We start from the raw sequence: 18,849 nt of genomic DNA, 5'->3' as shown, positions 1-18,849 counted from the left end.
TTTGGGAACTCGCTTTGCCGAATGCTGCGGCATCCAAGAGTACACGACTGGCGAAAGCCGGATGAAGCGAATTGGTTGATCATATCCCAGTGCTTCCCTCGTCCCATGCAAATCGGTTAGGGTGCATAGGGGGGCTCCGCCGCAGCACCCATGACATTTGCGCTGCCATCAAGGGATTTGAATGATGATTGACGAGCTTGATGCGAAGATTGATCGATACCTTCCCGACGCTGGATTTCTAGAAATTTCAGCTCGACTTTCAGCGACGGCGCCAGACCCAAAATTCAGCGACGAAAAGTATGCGGAAAGCGCTGAGTTTCGAAATCGAAGCACACCCGAACTACACAGCCAGTTTTCTATGGCAAAAGGTGGAACGATAACCGTAACGATCGATGTGCCAAGCCGGGTGTGCAATACAGGTCAAACCGCCGAGAATCAAAGTGTAATTGACTATATTCGTGATAGAATTTCACGCCTCCAGCAGATCCGAGCGGCGGCTCTTGGCGTTAACGGCAATAGCAAAAGCGCACCAGCCTTGGAGGCAGCAATTGTTAGCTACAATTCTTCCCTCCCGGGGCATCAAATCGAGTATTGGCTTTGCCGCCCGAGCGGAGTGACAATTCAAGAAGGAGAGGTGGCGTTTTTTACTGCGTATCGAAATTCAGTAGACGCGGCGCGCGCGGCTCACGCTACCCTCTTTGACAGTGCCGAAAATCAGTTGGGAAAACTGAAATCCGCAATTGAGAAAATCGACGCTGCAAGGCGGGAGTTCGAAACCCAAACAAGGCCAAACCCAGGCATTCGACCAATTGAGAATGCGATCCAAGAAGCCAATGACGAACTAAATACCCTTTTGACATTTGATTTTGGGGTTTGGCGCATCCCTCAGCATGACCTTCGCGCTCAGGCGTTCTGGGCGAAAGCAAAAGCTGTACGCGACTCGCTTACGGCGAAATCGCAGATCTCAGAACTTGACCGCCTTAGAAATGAATATGCCGAGAATTCTCTCTATACTCCGGTACCCGGCGCTTTTGTGCAGACTGTGCCTGGAATGAATTTGTTTGACGCTGCTTCAATGAACACGGGGGATTATTCTTGGTTTATTGTAAGCAGCAGAATGCTGTCAGCCTTAAATTCGATATTCAGCGCCTTTATTCAAGAAAATGAGCCTTGGGGTTTCAGTATCGAGAGCGGATATCGCAACCCTGCCCGAAATATTCTTGTTGGCGGTGTGGCAAATAGTAGGCACGTATTCGGTGATGCCGCAGATCTAAACGCAATGGACTACAACAAGAATGGTCAGGTGGATTCACAGGATCTAGCGAGGCTCAAAGGGCATGTCGACGCACAGGGCTTCGATTTCATTCAGCCAAAGACCTACACTATTCATGTGCAGTTCAATGGCGGGCTTGGTTCTTAAGTTCGAAGGCCGCAGTACTGTCCATTGACAGTGGCTGGTTGGGCGATGATGTCCGGACCTGCCAAATGTGGAACCAAGAAAGGAAGTCGTCAAAGGACCGCAAGTGAGGCGCTTGCATTGTCGCCTCTGCGGAATATCGCTGACTAATGCGCAGAGGTCCGCCGCCTAGCACTGCCCGGCTTGGGAAACCCATGATCTTGAGGCATAGTCCAGCCAGCAGAACCGGCGAAACAGCATAGTCGCAGGCGGTGCGCACATTCGGGCAGCCTGTCGTGATCTCCCCAGTCACCGACCCATGGAGGCGTCCATGTCGCTTGTTCTTCTTGCCATCTCTCTGTCCATCGCCCTCGGCGTACTGGCCTTTCGCTTTGCAGTCTTCGCACTGCCGGTCATGGCCGGGATCGCCGCGTTCCTGCAGGTTCATGGTGGCGGTGCCGGTTTTGGCCTGTCCTTCCTTGCCGGCTTGGCGGGGGCGGCGCTCTCCGTCGCGTTCGTCATTGCCATTCTCGGCTTTGCTAGGAACCCGTTCCTCCGCCTTTTGGCGCTCGGCCTCTTTGCGGTGCCCGCCGCCCTGGCGGGTTACGCGTTGGCCCATGGCCTCGCGAAACATGCGCTCGACCCGGGTATCCTGCTGACGCTTCTCAGCGGCGGCTGCGGCACGGTTGTTGCCGTTGCGGCGATGATCAACCTCAATGCCTTGGGCGAGGGGTTTCTCTACCGGTAGCCCTCGGTTGCGGACGTCCCCAGCCGATTTATCGCAGGCGGGGTGGAAATCTGCGCAGCGACGATCTTTGGCTGATCGCAGGCCAAGACCCCCAATCACCCCTCTCTCGCCCTATGACCATGGACCAACCGGGCCTATGCATGTGAGTGCGGTGAACGATGCCTGACGTGCTCGGTTATGCCTGCGGTTTCTGGCCATCGGACACGGCGCAGCTGTGACACGCGGCGGAGGGTGCGTGAGGCCGACTGTCATTGGCGCGTGATCTGGGAGCCCAAGTTGCCCTTCGCGAGAGAGACTGTTCGGCACTGCGTCCCCGTTGGCGCTCCCCCGAGAAGACCTGTCCCTCCTCCTGATTGATCCCCTAAGCCCGTCCGTCCGAGGCCAGCAACCCCGCGCGGCGGGACCCGTGTTGGCGTGTGCCACGCCTGCCCGCGCCACGTCCCGCCTTGGGGGTCGAGCGGACACCGGGGGCGTCCGTGCAGGCCACGTCCAGCGGTCTTTGACGGGCCTCATCGGAGGGACGGTCCCTCCGCATGAAGCAACGGAGACATACCATGCAGAACATCGTCATCCTCGCCGGCAACATCGGCCAGACCCCCGAGACCCGCACCACCCAGGGCGGCACCTCGATCACCACCTTCACCCTTGCCACCTCCCGCCCGCGCTATTCCGAAGGCCGGGTCGTCCGCGACGAGAACGGCTACCGCGTCCAGGACACCGAATGGCACCGCATCACCTGCTTCAACGGCCTCGGCAAGACGGTCCAGCAGTATTGCGAGAAGGGGATGAAGCTCCTGGTCCGCGGCCGCATCCACTACACCAAGTGGACTGACGCCGCGGGCGTCGATCGCTACGGCTGCGAGATCATCGCCGAGACGGTCGACTTCCTGACCAAGGCCAAGCAGGCCGAGGACGAGGAGCCCTCCTTCATCGACGATGAGGATGACCAGTCCTGACACGACAACGAAGCCCGGCGGCGCAAGCCGCCGGGCTTTTCTGTTGGCACTGCCGGACGCCGATCACAATTCGTATCATTCGGCGATATCCCGCCGCGCGCAGCGGCCGAACTAGCGGTGAGTCGCGCCTTGGTCGGCTCCTGTGCGATCGAAGGCCCGAAACGGCCACTGACAACGATGATCACTGGCAAGCCCCCGGAAATGCGACTAAAATAGTCGTAGTTCTGGCATGTGTGAATGGCCGGGTGGGAGGTGATCATCATGATCACCGCCCGACAATCACGGGCCGCGCGCGCATTGCTGGGATGGACGCAGCAGGAGCTAGCCGATAAGGCCCTGGTATCACTGACCGCACTGAAAAGGCTCGAATCCGAGAAGGATCTTCGTGTCTACGAGTCGACCGAAGATCAGGTGCGCCGGGTGTTCGAGGATGCAGGGATCACCTTTCTGCGTTTGGACAAGGGTGAAGGCGTCTTGATCGATGTGACCAAGGCGAAAAAGGCCAAGTGATCGTAACCGGTTGATGCGGGTTTCGGTGGCGCGCCTGTACGAAAGGGCAACTTCGGGAGGGGGGTCGTTTCTGCGATCCTGTAGGCAAATGGCACAGGGCGAGACGACATTTCTGGATGCTCCGCCGGACAGCGAAACGCTGACCGACTATGACCATGCTCACATGGTTCTCTACCTCCGCATTTTCGACGCTGCCGAGGAAGGAGCCGATTGGCAGGAAGTGGTCGAAGTCCTGTTTGGACTCGATCCGAAGCATGATCCCGATCGCTGCAGGAACGTCTATGATAGTCACCTCGCGCGAGCTCGCTGGATGACCGAGCACGGCTATCGCGACCTGCTTCGGCAGGGGGGCGACGGCCCGAATGGCTGAGTCACGCCGAAACCCGCCCATGCAGGGTGGGCCGGACTCCCGAAGATCAATCAAAACGTGTAAAATCAGGTCGTTTCAGAGAAGTTGACGAACGGGATTTTTCATGCCGTCGGAACGCTCCGGCTGGCGTTCCTCGGCAGAGTACGACTACGTCGAAGACCTGAGCGCGTCCGATCTTGCCTGGGAATGGCTGCGCCGCAACAAGCGCTACGCACAGGACTACGCGACCCTCACCAAGGCCGCACCGGACGACGCGTCTCTGAAAGCAGCGCTCCTCGACAAATGGGGGTTGCGATTTCGCGGCAGATCCCAACCTCCCGGCTCCAAAGGCCCACGCACTCTGGGACCCCCGGATCGATCCCTCGGTGGTCGTGCTGCAGAAGGTTCCGGAGGTCCTGAGCGGCGCGGAGGAACCGACGATCCTGCCTGAAGGAACCATCCGTTACGCCCACGACGGCCTCCACCATCTTCTTGGCGTTGGCGGGCAACTTCGCCTGCAGGTTCTGCAATCGGATCCCGACGATGATGCGCTTGTGGCGATCATCCCTCTCGATCAGGAAGGCTTTACGCGTCTCGACGCTGTCTTTCGCTTGCTTGCGCAACTTCACGGCAGAGTGGTTCCTGACGACAAACGTCTCACCCGCCAGAAGCGACTACGTGCCAAACGCATGTTGCAGGCGTATGATGGGCACATGGCCAGAGCGTCGCAGCGCGAGATAGCCGAAGTGGTCTTTCGTCTGTCTCGGGTCAGCCGGGACGAGTGGCAAAGCGCATCGGAGCGCTTCGCGGTCATGGCCTTGCTGCGCGACGCGAGAAAGATGGTTGACGGTGGGTATCGTATGTTGCTGCGTACGAGGAGCGTGCGTCGATAGTATCCCGACCAGGACTCTTTGGTTCGGTGGTCTCTCTCAGCGCCAAGCCGAAACATCATGCAGCCGCTCTTCTGAAACCAGCGCTGATGCCACTTTACTGTTTTACGCTAGCAGGCAACGGGGCGCTAGGCGCATCGGCGGCGTTGGCAACGATCCCCCAGGCGTCTAGGATGCAACAAAAACAAGGCGAGGTCTGCCAATGGAACCCGAACCCAATCTGGTCATCTCGAGTGCTTCACAACGGGTCGTTGTCGACAACGTTCCGTTCAAGGTGGACATCTACAAGCTGGAAGGTGGCGAAGGCTGGTCGCTAGAAGTGGTAACCGAGGACGGCACGTCCATTGTTTGGGACGATCTGTTCGACGACGACAGGGCTGCATTCGAGGAAGCACTGGCGACCATCCAGAAGGAGGGCCCGGTTGCCTTTGTCAGGGGTGACGAAAACGTCATTCCATTCCGCCGGTAGGTTTAGCGTGAGTGGCCGAGAGCTGACCTTGGCTACTTGTCGTCACGCCCCATCGAGGCTTCACTCCACCAGCAATTCGTCGATCCCGCAGCATTCTTTCTGTATCATTTCCGGCTATGAGGCACCCATACCCAGTGGTCTCCTTCCCGACGCTTCTTGCAGTGGTTTGGTTTCAAGACACCCCGTTCATCTTGCTCCGTAATTTTTCAGACCAATCCTTCAACGACTTAATGTCGGCCATGACTTCGGATGGCTCCGGTGGCTCGGGATCATGGCCACGGGAAGGATCATGCGCGTCGACGAAGTCACAGCACTTTTTGAACCCGTTTTGGAAAATCTGCACATCGGCCTCTTCTAGAGCTGTGACACGTTTCAGATTTTTGGTGTCAATGTAATCGCGGTGGCGCATTACAACATTGGCAAATACGATGTCCTCTAGCGCCCGTTCCCAAGTAGCCCGCAATCGGCTGTAGAGCGAAGATACTGCCGTTTTGTAGGCCTCGTCGTCATTCTTCTCGAACAGGCGCTCTGCCGCGCGAGCTTCTTTTTCAAGTTTGTCAATCCGGTCTCGAATACTAGAGGCCGTCCAAGGCAAGTCCTTGTTTACGATGCCGACGACATCCTGTCCGCGCGTAAGATGCGCCAGCATAGTCGGCGTATTTCGCTGCGAGGCCAACTGTGCCAGATCGTTGACGAAGATCATGTCATGCGTGAACACGATAACTTGCCGCACGCCGGCTTCCTTTGCCAGGCGCTTGGCGACTTTCGAACGCCAGCGATGATCGAGCGAGGAAACCGGATCATCGAACACAAGCGCCGATGTGTGCGATGCGTTGGCTAGTTCGGTAAGGTATGAAGCTAACGCAACGCACGTCTGCTCACCCTCGCTGAGCACATCATGAACCTTGGCCTTGGGGTTGGCATAGAGCTTCACCTCGTATTGCGGTGAACCGAATTTGCCCCCCGAGCGCACGACCTCGACCCGTACCCGATTACCAGCCAGCGCAACGATCTCTTGTTGAAACCGGTCGCGCATACGCGGCGTGATAAGATTGTCGGCGATTTCGTTCCCGAGCCGCGTGATCGCAGTGGTGGCAGTGTCGCGCAAGCAGTCTTCAATGCGCTTTAGCTCTGCGAGCCTCGCGATCTCTGTTCTCGCAATATCCAGCAGCTCGTGACTTTGTTTCCGATCCTGCAAATCGGCCTGCTCATCGAGCAAGGCTTCCCGTGCTTCGCAGCCGGATGCATCATCGAGAGAAGCCGCATAGGCGCGTGTCTGCGCAGCTTCGGTGATTACCGCCTCCGCGACGGATTCAGGTAAAGCCAACGGATTCGGAACATCTTGGCCGGAGAGCTGTGCAAGAGTCTGCCCCTGTACACGCCGCGCAAGCGCGATGAATCTCAGCACTTGCCTTGCGAGCGCGAAGTTGCCGACCTTCAAACTCCGATAGGCCGCGGAGACCTTATTTACGTGAACGACCAACGCCCGGAATTTTTGCTTTGCTTCCATGAAGACATGCTCGGCCTCAGCCGCTTTGGTTTCGGTGTCCTTCTTGATGAAGTCCTCGAAGCCAAGCATCCGCGCGGCGGTGAGCTCGTCGATCTCCTGATGGCACAGAACGCAGATATCTCCAGCCGATGGTGGAAACGCCGTACCAGCTTCCTTCGCCACTTGCGAATATGATCTGGCGGATTCCCAGAGAGTCCGCCAGACGGTTTCACCAACGCCCTCAAGCGCCAATCCGGAAAATGCATCATGCGCTGCCGTGTTGGCGGCCATGCGCATGTCGTCAGCACTCTTTTTCGTCGCATGTAGCGCCTGAAGGGCCTCGTCATTCAGCGTCTGCTCGATCCGCTTCAAATAGGTTTCCAATTGATCGAGCTGGGCCGCGTAGTCGCGTTGGGCTTGTGCCGCCACGGCGGGGTCTTGAGCGAGATCGGATTGAAGCTTGATCAGGCGCGCTTCGTCCGCATTCGAAAAGGCTGTCTTGGGCGTTAAGGCGGCGACATCGGTATCATGACGAAGCGAAGACAGGGCTTTGCCGAGCGCAGAGCGGCTTGACCAGATCGGATTGTCGAAAACAGAGTTACGCTTTTGCTCCAGTGTTTCTTTCTCGGCTGTCAGGCGCGCCTTAATTTCCTGACAGACACCGGCGAGGTCATCCGGAATGTCAAGGCCGAAGGGGCGAAACCAAACCTCGTTCTTCTTCTGAACATGTACCGAAGCCGCATCACGGTCGAAGACCGTGATGGCTGAAAGCATCTCTGCGGGCTCGCCATCATCTTCCCATGCGACCGTTTCCGCTGCGCCGCTGGTACGGGTAATTTTCAGATCGGCCTTTGCCGTGCGCGTCGGTGAAGCGCTGTAGACATCAGGCATGATCTCGCCGGCATGTCGTGAGCGACAAGCCTTCTTAAGAATCCGCGTATAGCCAGATTTTCCGGTGCCGTTCTGCCCGTATACTATTGTCAGGCCCGACTCCTCGAAGTTCAGGGTCTGGCCGGTTGCGAGCTGGTTGACACCAGCAACATTTGCGATGCTGGACAGGGAAATTGACTCGCCAGCACCAGGATCAACCGGCAGATGGTCCTTCGAGAGTGGCTTGGCTGCCAGCGTCACCGTCTGATCGCCATGCTCTTTCTTGCAGAGCGCCAATAATTCCTCGAACGCCTCTTCGTCCGGATAGCCGCTCAAGACGATGCGGCGCAGCGCATCGCGCTGCCATAGCGGGCGGTTCCCTGACCAAGCCAAGATACGTTTAGGAACAGTATCGTTATTTTTGTCTATTTTTGCGCTGTCCGACATCACCGCATCTATCTTTCATGCAGAGCAAAGTTTTCAAAATCAGGAGGTTATATTTGCCTTATCGATAACGGAAGCAATTCCTCTGCTAAAGGTTGAAATTGCTTGACGCGCATAACGCCTTGTGTGTGGATGCATGCGCGACGCCAAATCCCACTTGCCCTAGTGGCTGATCTCCGGCTTGCGAGTTCGGCAAGAAGCACGACTCCGCCCGATTTGCAGAATTTGCTCGTAAGCGAAGCGGCACAATACGCATCGAAGTAAGACGGGACGTGGCCCGCCACCGTTCAAGTCTCATGTATCGTTGCCCTCCTGCAAATCGGCCATCGCGTCAAGCATAGCTCTTGGTGTGCGATTTCCGCACCCCCATCTTCGCACTCCATCCCACCTGCCGCACTTCGCCATCGTGGCCTCAATCAGCCGCCTTTGTCCGGCGGCCTCACGGACCCCACGGAGGCTTTCCATGCGACCCGATCACGCTCCCCTGCCGCCACGCTATCTACGGACCAAGGAAGCCGCCCAGTTCCTCAGCCTGTCCGCGCGGACCCTAGAAAAGCACCGCACCTACGGCACCGGCCCGGCCTATCACAAGTTGGGTGGGCGGGTCGTCTATTCGATCGAGGATCTCGAGGCCTGGGTCAAGCGCGGCGCCGTCACCTCGACGTCTGACCCGCGGGGTGGCCGCGTGCTGCCCGCCAAGCGACATGTTCTGACCGCGACCCCGCCCGCGGGTCGAGCCTTGCGCTGATCTGGTCGAGGCAGCTCCAATGTCCCGCAAAACATCAGAACGCGGCCAGCTCGATCTGTTCCACGCCCTCCCGGGCGAGTTCGCCGTGCGGGACGCGCAGGACCTCATGTCCTATCCCTTCTTTTCCCTGTCCAAGAGCCATCGCACGCGGCCCATCGAGTTTTCGGCCGGCAACATAGAAATCCGTGTCGAAGCCGTGGCCGACCATGGCATGGCCACGATCTGGGACGCCGATATCCTGATCTGGGCCGCAAGCCAGATCGTCGAGGCGCGCGACGCCGGGCTTCGCACATCGCGGCTCATGGCGGCGACGCCGTACCAGATCCTCACCTTCATCAGGCGGGGAACCTCGGCGCGAGATTATCATCGGTTGAAGGCCGCGCTGGACAGGTTGCAATCGACGACGGTCTGCACCTCGATCCGCCAGCCGGCCGAAGGACGTCGGCACCGGTTTTCCTGGATCAACGAGTGGACGGAGCGGACCGATAGCGGCGGCCGCCCGGACGGGATCGAGCTGATCGTGCCGGACTGGTTCTACCGGGCGGTCCTTGACGATGCGCTGATCCTGACCATCGACCGCGCGTATTTCGATCTGACGGGTGGCCTCGATCGCTGGCTCTATCGGCTGGTTCGCAAGCATGGTGGCCGACAAAAGGCTGGGTGGCGGTTCGAGTTTCAGCATCTCCACGTCAAATCCGGTAGTCTCTCGCCCTACAAGAGGTTTGCCTTCGAGCTGCGGGACATCATCCGCCGCCAGCCCCTGCCGGGTTATCGCCTGGCGCTCGAGATCGAGGCGCGGGGGCGACGACTGCTCGCCTTCGAGCCCTGTGGACAAGCTGTGGACGGGTTCGTGCCATCAGGAACCCCGATTGTCGTGCCATCGGGAACCGGTCCCTCGTGCTATCGGGAACCCGTTTCGGGTTCATCCATTTCAAAAGACAACAGAATTCGAGGCCGTAACTTAGACTCTAACAAGGAATCTAACTCTTGTTGTGCCGCCCCCGCTGGGGACAAGCCCGCACGCGGACGCTCTATATCCCTCGAAACAGACCCTCGGATTGACAGGCCCGAGCGACCTCTCGGCACGTCGAGGAGGGCGACGACATGAGTCCGATCCGCTCCGAACCGCACGCGGTTGATACACAGACCATTGGCAGAGAAGGCGACCTAACCTTCGTCGAACTGACCTGGAAAGAGGGGCACATCGAACAATGGGTCCGGTTCGGCCATTCGGTCTGCGAGCAGCGCATTGATCATCACCGGCGCCGCTTCGGCTTCGCGCCAGGCGCCGTCTTCGGGGTCAATCGCTGGGCTGCCAACGCCTATGGCACGGTCCTCTCGCGCTTCGACATCCTGCAGGTTGCGAAGCCCGGAACTCCCCTTCAAACGCTGCCCTATCTGCTGCCCGGAGGGACTTTGCTGCTCTCTACCCACGGCTGGCCCAAGGTCGAACGCGTGTTGCAGGCGATCGACGCGATCGAGGCGCTCGGGATCGACCCGGCGGATGCCTCGCCGGACTACTGGCGACACCTGCACAATCGCCTGACCACCGCACAACCGGCCCACACCTATACCCCTCTCCAGCACCGGGCTTGGCTCAAGCGGCGGAGCCTCGGGCAGTGACCGCGCGGAGCTCCATCGCCTGGACCACGGTCCTGTCGGTCACCCTGATCGCGCTACCTGCAGTTGCCACATGGTCGCCGCGCGTGCTGTGGAATGCCAGCGCGAGCGTTCCTGTCGGGCTCTATCGGTTGCACTCGGTTGGCCACCTGACCATCGGGGATCTGGTCGCCGTACAGTCACCACCGGCGCTTTCGGACTACCTCGATGCGCGCGGATACCTGCCGAGCGGCGTGCCGCTGCTCAAGCATGTCGTCGCGCTCGAAGGAGCATTGGTCTGCCGCTCGAGCGACAGGATCACCGTCGATCATCGCCGTCTTGGCCAAGCCCATGCGCAGGACCGCTACGGCCGCGATCTGCCCGTATGGCAGGGCTGTCATCGACTCGGCGCTGGTGAAGTCTTCCTCATGAACCCGGAAGCGCCCGACAGCCTGGATGGCCGGTATTTCGGGCCGTTGCCACGCAGCGCGATCACCGCCCGGCTGACGCCGCTTTGGACGGTTTCCGACGGGCGCACCGCAGAGGCGGCGCATCCGGAGTCCACACCGCACCGCAACAGAAAGGAGGCACGCCATGCCCCAGATCGGTGAATTCACTCGCACGAAATCCGGCTTTGCCGGATATGTTCGAACGCTGACACTCGACCTTGAGGTTTCCCTCGACAAGGCCGAGGCGACCGAGGCCGAGAACGCACCCGACTACCGTCTATTCCACGGGGATGGCGACCTCGCCCGTGAGATCGGGGCGGCCTGGGCGCGCACCGGGGAGAAGGCCGGTGAGTATTTCTCGGTGCTCATCGATGACCCGATGCTGGCGCGGCCCATCCGCGCCAACCTCTTCCGCAACGGTGAAAGTTCGGTCTGGTCGCTGCAATGGAACCGTCCGCCCAAGCGCAACGGGGCGGCGTGAGCGATGGCGCTGATTAGATCGAAACGCAGCAACCGGATCACAGTCGAGCGACCTTGCATCGCGCAAATATTGGCTGCCTTCCTTCTTTCCGGCCTTGCCGTGACAACACCGACCAGTGGTCCGGCTCTCGCTGAAACTCCGGTCGTCATCCGCGATCCAGCCCGCGATCCCCATGCAACCGCAATTGCCGAAGCCTCTGCGCGCTTCGTGATCCCGGAACACTGGATCCGTGCCGTGATGCAGGCCGAAAGCGCGGGCGATCCCCGTGCAGTCAGCCATGCCGGGGCCATGGGACTGATGCAGGTCATGCCCGGAACATGGACCGTCTTGCGGCAGGACCATGGACTCGGCGCTGATCCTTTCGATCCGCGCGATAACATCATCGCGGGCACGGCCTATCTGCGCGCCATGCTCGATCGCTATGGCACCGTCGGTGGCATGCTCGCAGCTTACAACGCGGGGCCGGGCCGGTATGACGCGTTCCTCTCGGAGGGCCGTCCGTTACCCGCCGAAACCCGCGCCTATGTCGCGATGCTGGCTCCGCGCTTGGATGGCACGGCACCGCTCCCGAGCCGCGCAACCGTCGCCGATTGGCGCGAGGCGGCCCTCTTCACCGACAGATCGGCGGCGCATCCGCTGCAAAATAGCGGCAGCCCGGATGCAGGTCGACCGGCCCGAGAAACGGGTCCAGCCGCCCCCAATCCAAGCATTTTCGTTGCTCGGTCCGGCGCGGAGACACGGCCATGAACTCGATCGTAGCTTTGCGTGCGTGGGCGAGCCGTTTCGAATGGGCGGCGGAAGGGCGCGCTCGGACAACGGGCGGGAAGAGAAAAGGGCGAGATAAAAGCGCCTGCCACGAATGCCGCAAGTCCCTGACGGGACTGGCGTTTTCGCGTGCATGGCGGTCGGTCGTGTGCAGGTTCCCGGAATTTGCCCTGCGATTTCAAGGCTCCGACATGCACAGGGGCGTTCCGTGCAACCGGAGGGTCTTCGCATGAACGAACCCGAGCACGACTTCCGGATCAAGCCGGGCAAGCCCCGGAGCACCCGAACGCCGCGTTCCAAAGGCTTCGTGGACCAGGTGCTGCGTGCGGCACAGAAAGCCGGGCATACCGGGCCGTCGCACAGTCTAGGTCGGCCAGGGCACTCGACTTTCGGGCGCGGCCATGGCCGGTTCGGGCGTAGCCGACTGTTCTCGCCCGCGCGTCGCGTTGTCGTCAAAGCCCGCATCGCTCGCCACAAGGGCCGTGCCTATCGCGCGGCACCGCTGTCGACCCATCTGGCCTATCTGCGCCGTGACGGCGTCAGCCGAGACGGGGAGCGGGGGCTGCTCTTCGATGCCGAGACCGACGGTTTGGACGGTTCCGATTTCGTGGCACGATGCGAGGACGACCGGCACCATTTCCGCTTCATCATCTCGCCCGAGGATGCCGCAGAGATTGAGGACCTGCGGGGCTTCACCCGCGATCTCGTGCGCCGGATGGAGGCCGATCTCGGCACGCGGCTGGACTGGGTCGCCGTGGATCACTGGAACACCGACAATCCGCATGTGCATCTGATCGTCCGCGGCGTGGATGATCGTGGCGGCGATCTCGTGATCGCACGCGACTACATCAGCAGCGGGCTGCGATCGCGCGCCGAGGATCTGGTCGTGCTGGAGCTCGGTCCGAAACTGGAGCACGAAATCCGGCATGCGCTCGAACGGGAGGTCACGGCGGAACGCTGGACGCGCCTCGATCGGGAGCTGCGCTATCAGGCCGACGAACTCGGTCTCATCGATCTGCGGCCGTCCGCGCCCGGACCCGAGGATCCGCAAATCCGCCGGTTGATGATCGGCCGCTTGCAGCACCTTCGGAAACTCGGCCTGGCCTCGGAAGGCCGCTCCGGCGAATGGATGCTCGGGCTCGAGGCGGAACGCACGCTCCGCGATCTGGGCGAGCGCGGCGACATCATCAAGACGATGCACCGCGCCTTCGCCGAGCGGGGGCAAGACCGCGGCTTCTCCGACTTCGCCATCGACGCGAGCAGGCCAGGGGACCCGATCATCGGGAGGCTCGTCGAGACCGGCCTGCATGACGAACAGACCGGCACCGCCTATGCCGTGATCGATGGGACGGATGGGCGCGCGCATCATGTCCGCTTCCGCGGCCTGGAGGCCTTCGACCAGGCCCCCGGGCCCGGTGGCATCGTCGAGGTGCGCCGCTTCGGCGGTCCGGACGATCCGCGTCCGACGCTTGTCCTGGCCAACCGGTCCGATCTCGACCTGCAAGGCCAGATCACTGCGCCCGGCGCGACCTGGCTCGATCACCGTCTGGTCGAAAGTTCCCGCATGCCGCTTGCGATGGGCGGGTTCGGGGCGGAGGTCCGGGACGCGCTCGATGCCCGCGCCGAACATCTCGCGGACGAGGGGCTGGCCCAAAGGCAGGGACAGCGGATCATCTTCCAGCGCAACCTCCTCGCGACCCTGCGGCAGCGCGAGCTCGACGCCATTGGCCAGACCCTCGAGACCGAGACAGGCTTGCCACATCGTCCGGCAAAGTCCGGCGAGCATGTGTCCGGCACCTACACCCGGCAGCTCCGTCTATCCTCCGGCCGCTATGCGATGATCGAGGGTATCGGCCCGGACGGCGGTCGCAGTTTCCAGCTCGTCCCCTGGTCCCGCGAAATCGAGCCCCGCCTTGGCCAGCACATCACCGGCATGGCGCGCAGCGGCGGCGGGATCGACTGGAGCCTCGGCCGCAAGCGCGGGCTCGGCATCTGACGAAAGGACCCTGACCATGACCGCCACGAAAATCCTCTGGGGCCAGATCCTCGCCGTCTTCCTGATCGTGCTCACGACGACCTGGGGCGCAACGCAATGGGTGGCCTGGCGGCTGGGGTTCCAGGCGCAGCTGGGCAGCCCTTGGTTCGAGGCCTTCGGCATGCCGATCTACCCGCCGCCCGCCTTCTTCTGGTGGTGGTACTTCTACGACGCCTATGCGCGCACGGTGTTCTGGGAGGGCGGCGCAATCGCTGCCTCGGGCGGCTTCATCTCCATCGCCGTGGCCATCACCATGTCCGTGATCCGAGCGCGCGAGGCCGCCGACGTCGATACCTATGGCTCAGCCCGCTGGGCGAACCGGTCCGAGGTCGAGGCCGCCGGGCTGCTGGGTTCCGATGGTGTCGTGCTCGGCAAGCTGGATCAGGACTACCTGCGCCATGACGGGCCAGAGCATGTCCTCTGCTTTGCACCCACCCGGTCGGGCAAGGGTGTGGGCCTCGTGGTCCCGTCGCTTCTGACCTGGCCGGGCTCCGCCATCGTCCACGACATCAAGGGCGAGAACTGGGACCTGACGGCCGGGTTCCGCGCGCGCCATGGCCGGGTGCTGCGTTTCGATCCGACCAGCATGACCTCGGCCGCCTACAACCCGTTGCTCGAGGTCCGCCGCGGTGAGTGGGAGGTGCGTGACGTCCAGAACGTTGCCGACGTCCTTGTCGATCCCGAAGGCTCGCTGGAAAAACGCAACCATTGGGAAAAGACCTCGCACTCGCTTCTGGTCGGTGCGATCCTGCATGTGCTCTATTCCGAACGCGACAAGACCCTCGCGGGCGTCGCGGCCTTCCTGTCCGACCCGCGCCGTCCGATCGAGCAGAGCCTTGAAGCGATGATGGCGGCGCGTCATCTGGGAGAGGCCGGACCGCATCCGGTCATTGCCTCGACCGCGCGCGAGCTACTGAACAAGTCCGACAACGAACGCTCGGGCGTTCTGTCGACGGCGATGTCCTTCCTTGGGCTTTACCGCGACCCGGTCGTCGCCCATGTCACCCGGTGCTGCGACTGGCGGATCGACGATCTCATCGGCGCGGACCAGCCGACGACCCTCTATCTTGTCGTGCCGCCCTCGGACATCTCGCGAACCAAGCCGCTGATCCGGCTCGTGCTGAACCAGATCGGCCGCCGATTGACGGAGGACCTGAAGGACACGCGCCGCCGTCATCGCGTGCTCATGATGCTGGACGAATTCCCCGCACTCGGGCGGCTCGACTTTTTCGAAAGCGCGCTGGCCTTCATGGCGGGCTACGGGATCAAGAGCTTTCTGATCGCCCAGTCGCTCAACCAGATCGAGAAGGCCTATGGCCAGAACAACGCTATCCTCGACAACTGCCATGTCCGGGTGAGCTTCGCGACCAATGATGAACGGACTGCCAAGCGTGTCTCGGATGCCCTTGGAACCGCGACCGAAATGAAGGCGATGAGGAATTACGCCGGCCACCGGTTGGCGCCCTGGCTGGGTCACCTCATGGTCTCGCGCTCCGAGACGGCGCGCCAGCTGCTGACGCCGGGCGAGATCATGCAGCTTCCGCCCGACGATGAAATCGTCATGGTGGCAGGCTCCTCGCCGGTTCGGGCGAAGAAGGCGCGGTATTTTGAGGACAGGCGGTTCGTCGATCGCGTGGTGCCGCCGCCAGAACCGCAGCAAGACACGCCGATGATGCAGGATGATCCATGGTCATCACTTCCGATCATCGGAGCCGATACAACGACGGGCGCGTCGGCGCCGTCGGCCAATGCCGATGAGGTGAACGCAGGCCTGCGTCGGGAACCGGACTTGCCCGAGCATCAGGCTGCAGCCTCGGAAAAGACAGCAGAACCGGCGCGCGAATTCGAAATGATGCTCGATGATGAGCCGGAGGAGGCCGCGCAGCAACGGCAGGCCCTGCGCAAACAGATGGGGCAGGTGGCCCGACAGGCTTCGATGGACCGCAATGACGGTATCGATCTCTGAGGACTGACCCATGCGCGACCGTCTCAACCTGTCCCTACCAGCCGAACTCATCGGGCGGATCAACGATATCGCCGACCGGAAACGCGTGACTCGCTCCGCCATCGTGGAGGCCGCGGTCGAATCCTTCCTATCGCCAGATCATGCCGACATGCAGGAGGCCGCCCTGACGCGCCGCCTCGACCGCCTCTCGCGCCAGGTCGCCCGTCTCGAACGCGACCAACGGATCACGACCGAGACTCTGGCGCTCTTCGTCCGGTTCTGGCTCACCATCACCCCGCCGATCGCGCCGGAGCAGCAGGCGGCGGCGCAGGCCAAGGGACGTGAGCGGTTCGATGGGTTTGTCGAGACCTTGGGCAGACGGGTGCAGAAGGGGCGGTGGTTTGCGGATGAGGTTGTTGGTGACCCACCTAACGACTAGAGAGCGATAGTCTGGACTTGACAGAAACCCCTGATGCCGACTGCCACGACCAGAAGACCCGGCAACTACTTGTAGATCGAAATCGAGATCATAACAGTGAACATACAGGCCCCAGACAACTCGCACCGAAAAAGATGCCGCTATCTTTCTGGTGGTTCGTTGGGCCATTTCACAATATGATGGAATATCTAGACGAAAGGTCCCTAGGCATGTCGGATTGGTTTGAAACGCACCGAGCAAGCATTCAGACTGAGGCTCCATCAGACTATGATACATCCAATCCGGTGTACGAAACCAGTCACGGAGCGATGTATTTTGGTCAGTCTGAGGTTGTTCTTCAAGCCGACCCATTAAGCAATTACTCTGGCAAGTTTCAGCTTGTGATGACCTCGCCGCCATTCCCTCTAAATACAAAGAAAGCGTATGGGAACCATACTCAAGATGAGTATGTGGAATGGTTTTCAAATTTTGCACCAATTCTCCGAGAAATGGTCACCGAAGATGGATCTATCGTAATTGAGATCGGGAACGCTTGGATGCCAGGGCGACCCGTGATGTCAGTGCATGTTCTCAAGGCCTTTCTTGGATTTCTAGAGAAGGGCGGTTTACATCTTTGCCAAGAATTCATCTGGTACAATCCTGCGCGGCTTCCTTCACCGGTTGAGTGGGTCAATAAGGAGAGGTCCAGAGTAAAGGATGCGTTTACTCGCATATGGTGGATGTCCCCAAACGAGCGACCTAAGGCGGACAATAGAAAAGTATTGAGGGAATATAGCCCTAGTATGAAACGGCTGATCAAATCGGGGAAGTACAACGCAGGACCACGGCCATCGGCGCACAATATCGGAAAAGACAGTTTCAGGACCGACAATAGAGGCGCAATACCCCCAAATGTTGGTGACTCTGAGGGACTTCCTTCGGTAGACGGGACCATCTCTCAAGATCAATTCGAGGCCACCATGCGACTTGTCTCAGAGTTCGAGGGTGCAACGAATTTAATCAAGGCTGCCAACACTGTTTCAAGCGACGGGTATCGAAGATTTTGCCTCGAACACGGTGCTGATGTGCATCCTGCCAGAATGCCCAAGAGTTTGGTTGATTTCTTCGTTCGCTTTCTCACGGATGAGGGGGATCTAGTTCTTGACCCCTTTGGCGGTAGTAACACAACCGGAGCCGTTGCAGAAGAACTGGGGCGCCAGTGGTTGTCTATCGAGGCAAATTGGGCCTATGCGGCGCATTCCATTGGTCGATTCGACCCAGGCAAAGTTGTCAGTACCTGTGAAGGTATTTCAATCCAAGAAAGAAAAGTCGGAGACAAAGTGCTCTCCTCAGAATGAGGTCGGCCAAGCACAACTCGCTTCAGGTCATAGGGTCAGGACCCATTGATCTGCTTGAGGCCGTTCGGCCTGCGTGATTCAAGCTCCCGAACTGACGGGGGTGGGGATGAGCAACCTTTTCTGGCTGACGGACGCGCAGATGGAGCGGCTGAAGCCGTTCTTCCCCAAAAGCCACGGGAAGCCGAGGGTCGATGACCGGCGAGTGCTGAGCGGGATAATCTTCATCAACCGCAACGGGTTGCGATGGTGCGATGCGCCGCGGGAGTATGGCCCGCCCAAGACCCTCTACAACCGCTGGAAGCGGTGGGGCGACATGGGGGTCTTCGCCCGGATGATGGAGGGGCTGGCCTCCGAAGGCGGCCAGGAGAAGGTCGTCATGATCGACGCGACATACCTGAAGGCGCATCGCACGGCTTCGAGCCTGCGGGCAAAAAAGGGGGGCCTGAAGACAAGCGCGGCCGCCTCATCGGGCGAACGAAGGGCGGGCTGAACACCAAGCTGCATGCGGTGACGGATGCCGATGGCCGCCCGTTGCGGTTCTTCATGACGGCGGGCCAGGTCAGCGACTACACCGGCGCGGCTGCCCTGCTGGGCAGTCTGCCGGCTGCCGATTGGTTGATCGCGGACCGGGGTTATGATGCCGACTGGTTCAGGGAAGCTCTGAAAGACAGGGGGATACGCCCCTGCATCCCGGGCCGGAAATCGCGCGGCACGGTCGTCCGCTACGACAAGCGCCGATACAAGCGGCGAAACCGGATCGAGATCATGTTCGGCAGGCTGAAGGACTGGCGCCGCATCGCCACCCGCTACGACAGGTGCCCGAAGGTCTTCCTCTCCGCCGTGGCTCTCGCCGCAACCGTCATCTTCTGGCTTTGACGATCAATGAGTCTGGAGCCTAGGAATAGGCGAAGTCGTTGTGGAAGCGCCGTC

General features: G+C 60.6%; 20 protein-coding genes. 19 read left to right on the top strand and 1 reads right to left on the bottom strand.

Annotated features, from left to right (window positions below; all coding sequences use genetic code 11):
• Positions 1-181: 181 nt before the first annotated feature.
• From PVW48_RS18250 to PVW48_RS18220, 8 genes are all read left to right on the top strand, one after another.
• Positions 182-1,420, top strand: a complete 1,239-nt coding sequence (locus PVW48_RS18250) for a D-Ala-D-Ala carboxypeptidase family metallohydrolase (RefSeq protein WP_274582380.1) — start codon at positions 182-184, stop codon at positions 1,418-1,420.
• A gap of 307 nt (positions 1,421-1,727) precedes the next feature.
• Positions 1,728-2,144, top strand: coding sequence for a hypothetical protein (locus PVW48_RS18245; protein ID WP_274582379.1), 417 nt, complete (start codon positions 1,728-1,730; stop codon positions 2,142-2,144).
• Between the two features lie 554 nt (positions 2,145-2,698).
• Positions 2,699-3,100 (top strand): single-stranded DNA-binding protein, encoded by a 402-nt coding sequence (locus PVW48_RS18240; protein ID WP_274582378.1) that lies wholly within the window; start codon positions 2,699-2,701, stop codon positions 3,098-3,100.
• Between the two features lie 237 nt (positions 3,101-3,337).
• Positions 3,338-3,610, top strand: coding sequence for a helix-turn-helix domain-containing protein (locus PVW48_RS18235; RefSeq protein WP_443112688.1), 273 nt, complete (start codon positions 3,338-3,340; stop codon positions 3,608-3,610).
• 88 nt (positions 3,611-3,698) lie between these two features.
• Positions 3,699-3,980 (top strand): DNA -binding domain-containing protein, encoded by a 282-nt coding sequence (locus PVW48_RS18230; RefSeq protein WP_071675746.1) that lies wholly within the window; start codon positions 3,699-3,701, stop codon positions 3,978-3,980.
• A gap of 103 nt (positions 3,981-4,083) precedes the next feature.
• Positions 4,084-4,410, top strand: a complete 327-nt coding sequence (locus tag PVW48_RS20150) for a transcriptional regulator domain-containing protein (protein ID WP_443112687.1) — start codon at positions 4,084-4,086, stop codon at positions 4,408-4,410.
• Positions 4,352-4,852, top strand: coding sequence for a DUF2285 domain-containing protein (locus tag PVW48_RS18225; protein ID WP_274582377.1), 501 nt, complete (start codon positions 4,352-4,354; stop codon positions 4,850-4,852). The genes PVW48_RS20150 and PVW48_RS18225 overlap by 59 nt, the downstream gene beginning before the upstream one ends.
• A gap of 199 nt (positions 4,853-5,051) precedes the next feature.
• Positions 5,052-5,318, top strand: coding sequence for a hypothetical protein (locus tag PVW48_RS18220; RefSeq protein WP_107893600.1), 267 nt, complete (start codon positions 5,052-5,054; stop codon positions 5,316-5,318).
• A gap of 172 nt (positions 5,319-5,490) precedes the next feature.
• Here PVW48_RS18220 and PVW48_RS18215 read toward each other — a convergent pair whose 3' ends face one another.
• Positions 5,491-8,124, bottom strand: a complete 2,634-nt coding sequence (locus tag PVW48_RS18215; RefSeq protein WP_274582376.1) for an AAA family ATPase — start codon at positions 8,122-8,124, stop codon at positions 5,491-5,493.
• 460 nt (positions 8,125-8,584) lie between these two features.
• On the opposite strand from PVW48_RS18215, the gene PVW48_RS18210 reads away from it, so the two are divergent.
• The 11 genes from PVW48_RS18210 (at position 8,585) to PVW48_RS18160 (ending at position 18,795) form a co-directional block, all read left to right on the top strand.
• Complete coding sequence (locus PVW48_RS18210; protein WP_274582375.1) at positions 8,585-8,869, top strand: helix-turn-helix transcriptional regulator; 285 nt, start codon at positions 8,585-8,587, stop codon at positions 8,867-8,869.
• Positions 8,870-8,888: 19 nt separating this feature from the next.
• Entirely contained in the window at positions 8,889-9,977 is a 1,089-nt protein-coding gene (locus tag PVW48_RS18205; protein WP_274582374.1) for a replication initiator protein A, read from the top strand.
• The gene (locus tag PVW48_RS18200) at positions 9,974-10,492 is read left to right on the top strand and encodes a DUF2840 domain-containing protein (RefSeq protein WP_274582373.1); all 519 of its coding nucleotides are present in this window, start codon (positions 9,974-9,976) and stop codon (positions 10,490-10,492) included. The genes PVW48_RS18205 and PVW48_RS18200 overlap by 4 nt, the downstream gene beginning before the upstream one ends.
• On the top strand, positions 10,489-11,079 hold the full coding sequence (locus PVW48_RS18195; protein WP_274582372.1) for a S26 family signal peptidase: 591 nt from the start codon (positions 10,489-10,491) through the stop codon (positions 11,077-11,079). The genes PVW48_RS18200 and PVW48_RS18195 overlap by 4 nt, the downstream gene beginning before the upstream one ends.
• Positions 11,063-11,398 (top strand): DUF736 domain-containing protein, encoded by a 336-nt coding sequence (locus tag PVW48_RS18190; RefSeq protein ID WP_274582371.1) that lies wholly within the window; start codon positions 11,063-11,065, stop codon positions 11,396-11,398. The genes PVW48_RS18195 and PVW48_RS18190 overlap by 17 nt, the downstream gene beginning before the upstream one ends.
• A gap of 99 nt (positions 11,399-11,497) precedes the next feature.
• On the top strand, positions 11,498-12,145 hold the full coding sequence (locus PVW48_RS18185; protein ID WP_443112686.1) for a lytic transglycosylase domain-containing protein: 648 nt from the start codon (positions 11,498-11,500) through the stop codon (positions 12,143-12,145).
• 247 nt (positions 12,146-12,392) lie between these two features.
• Positions 12,393-14,159 carry a relaxase/mobilization nuclease domain-containing protein gene (locus PVW48_RS18180; RefSeq protein ID WP_274582369.1) on the top strand — a complete coding sequence of 589 codons (1,767 nt, stop codon included), beginning with the start codon at positions 12,393-12,395 and terminating at the stop codon, positions 14,157-14,159.
• A gap of 16 nt (positions 14,160-14,175) precedes the next feature.
• Positions 14,176-16,164, top strand: coding sequence for a conjugal transfer protein TraG (locus PVW48_RS18175; RefSeq protein WP_274582368.1), 1,989 nt, complete (start codon positions 14,176-14,178; stop codon positions 16,162-16,164).
• Positions 16,165-16,174: 10 nt separating this feature from the next.
• A complete protein-coding gene (locus tag PVW48_RS18170; protein WP_274582367.1) occupies positions 16,175-16,582 on the top strand; it encodes a ribbon-helix-helix protein, CopG family in 408 nt (135 codons plus the stop codon).
• A gap of 209 nt (positions 16,583-16,791) precedes the next feature.
• On the top strand, positions 16,792-17,919 hold the full coding sequence (locus tag PVW48_RS18165; RefSeq protein WP_274582366.1) for a DNA-methyltransferase: 1,128 nt from the start codon (positions 16,792-16,794) through the stop codon (positions 17,917-17,919).
• Positions 17,920-18,025: 106 nt separating this feature from the next.
• Positions 18,026-18,795, top strand: a protein-coding gene (locus PVW48_RS18160; RefSeq protein ID WP_274582365.1) for an IS5 family transposase whose coding sequence is annotated in 2 segments (ribosomal slippage) — positions 18,026-18,362 and positions 18,362-18,795 — 771 coding nt in all. Because the reading frame shifts where the segments join, the coding sequence is not laid out codon by codon here.
• Positions 18,796-18,849: the final 54 nt, after the last annotated feature.

The sequence above is a fragment of the Dinoroseobacter sp. PD6 genome (assembly GCF_028807315.1).
GTDB classification, from domain to species: Bacteria; Pseudomonadota; Alphaproteobacteria; order Rhodobacterales; family Rhodobacteraceae; genus Dinoroseobacter; species Dinoroseobacter shibae.
Note: the sequence above shows the minus strand (reverse complement) of the source record. Positions and strands in the feature narration are given on the sequence as shown.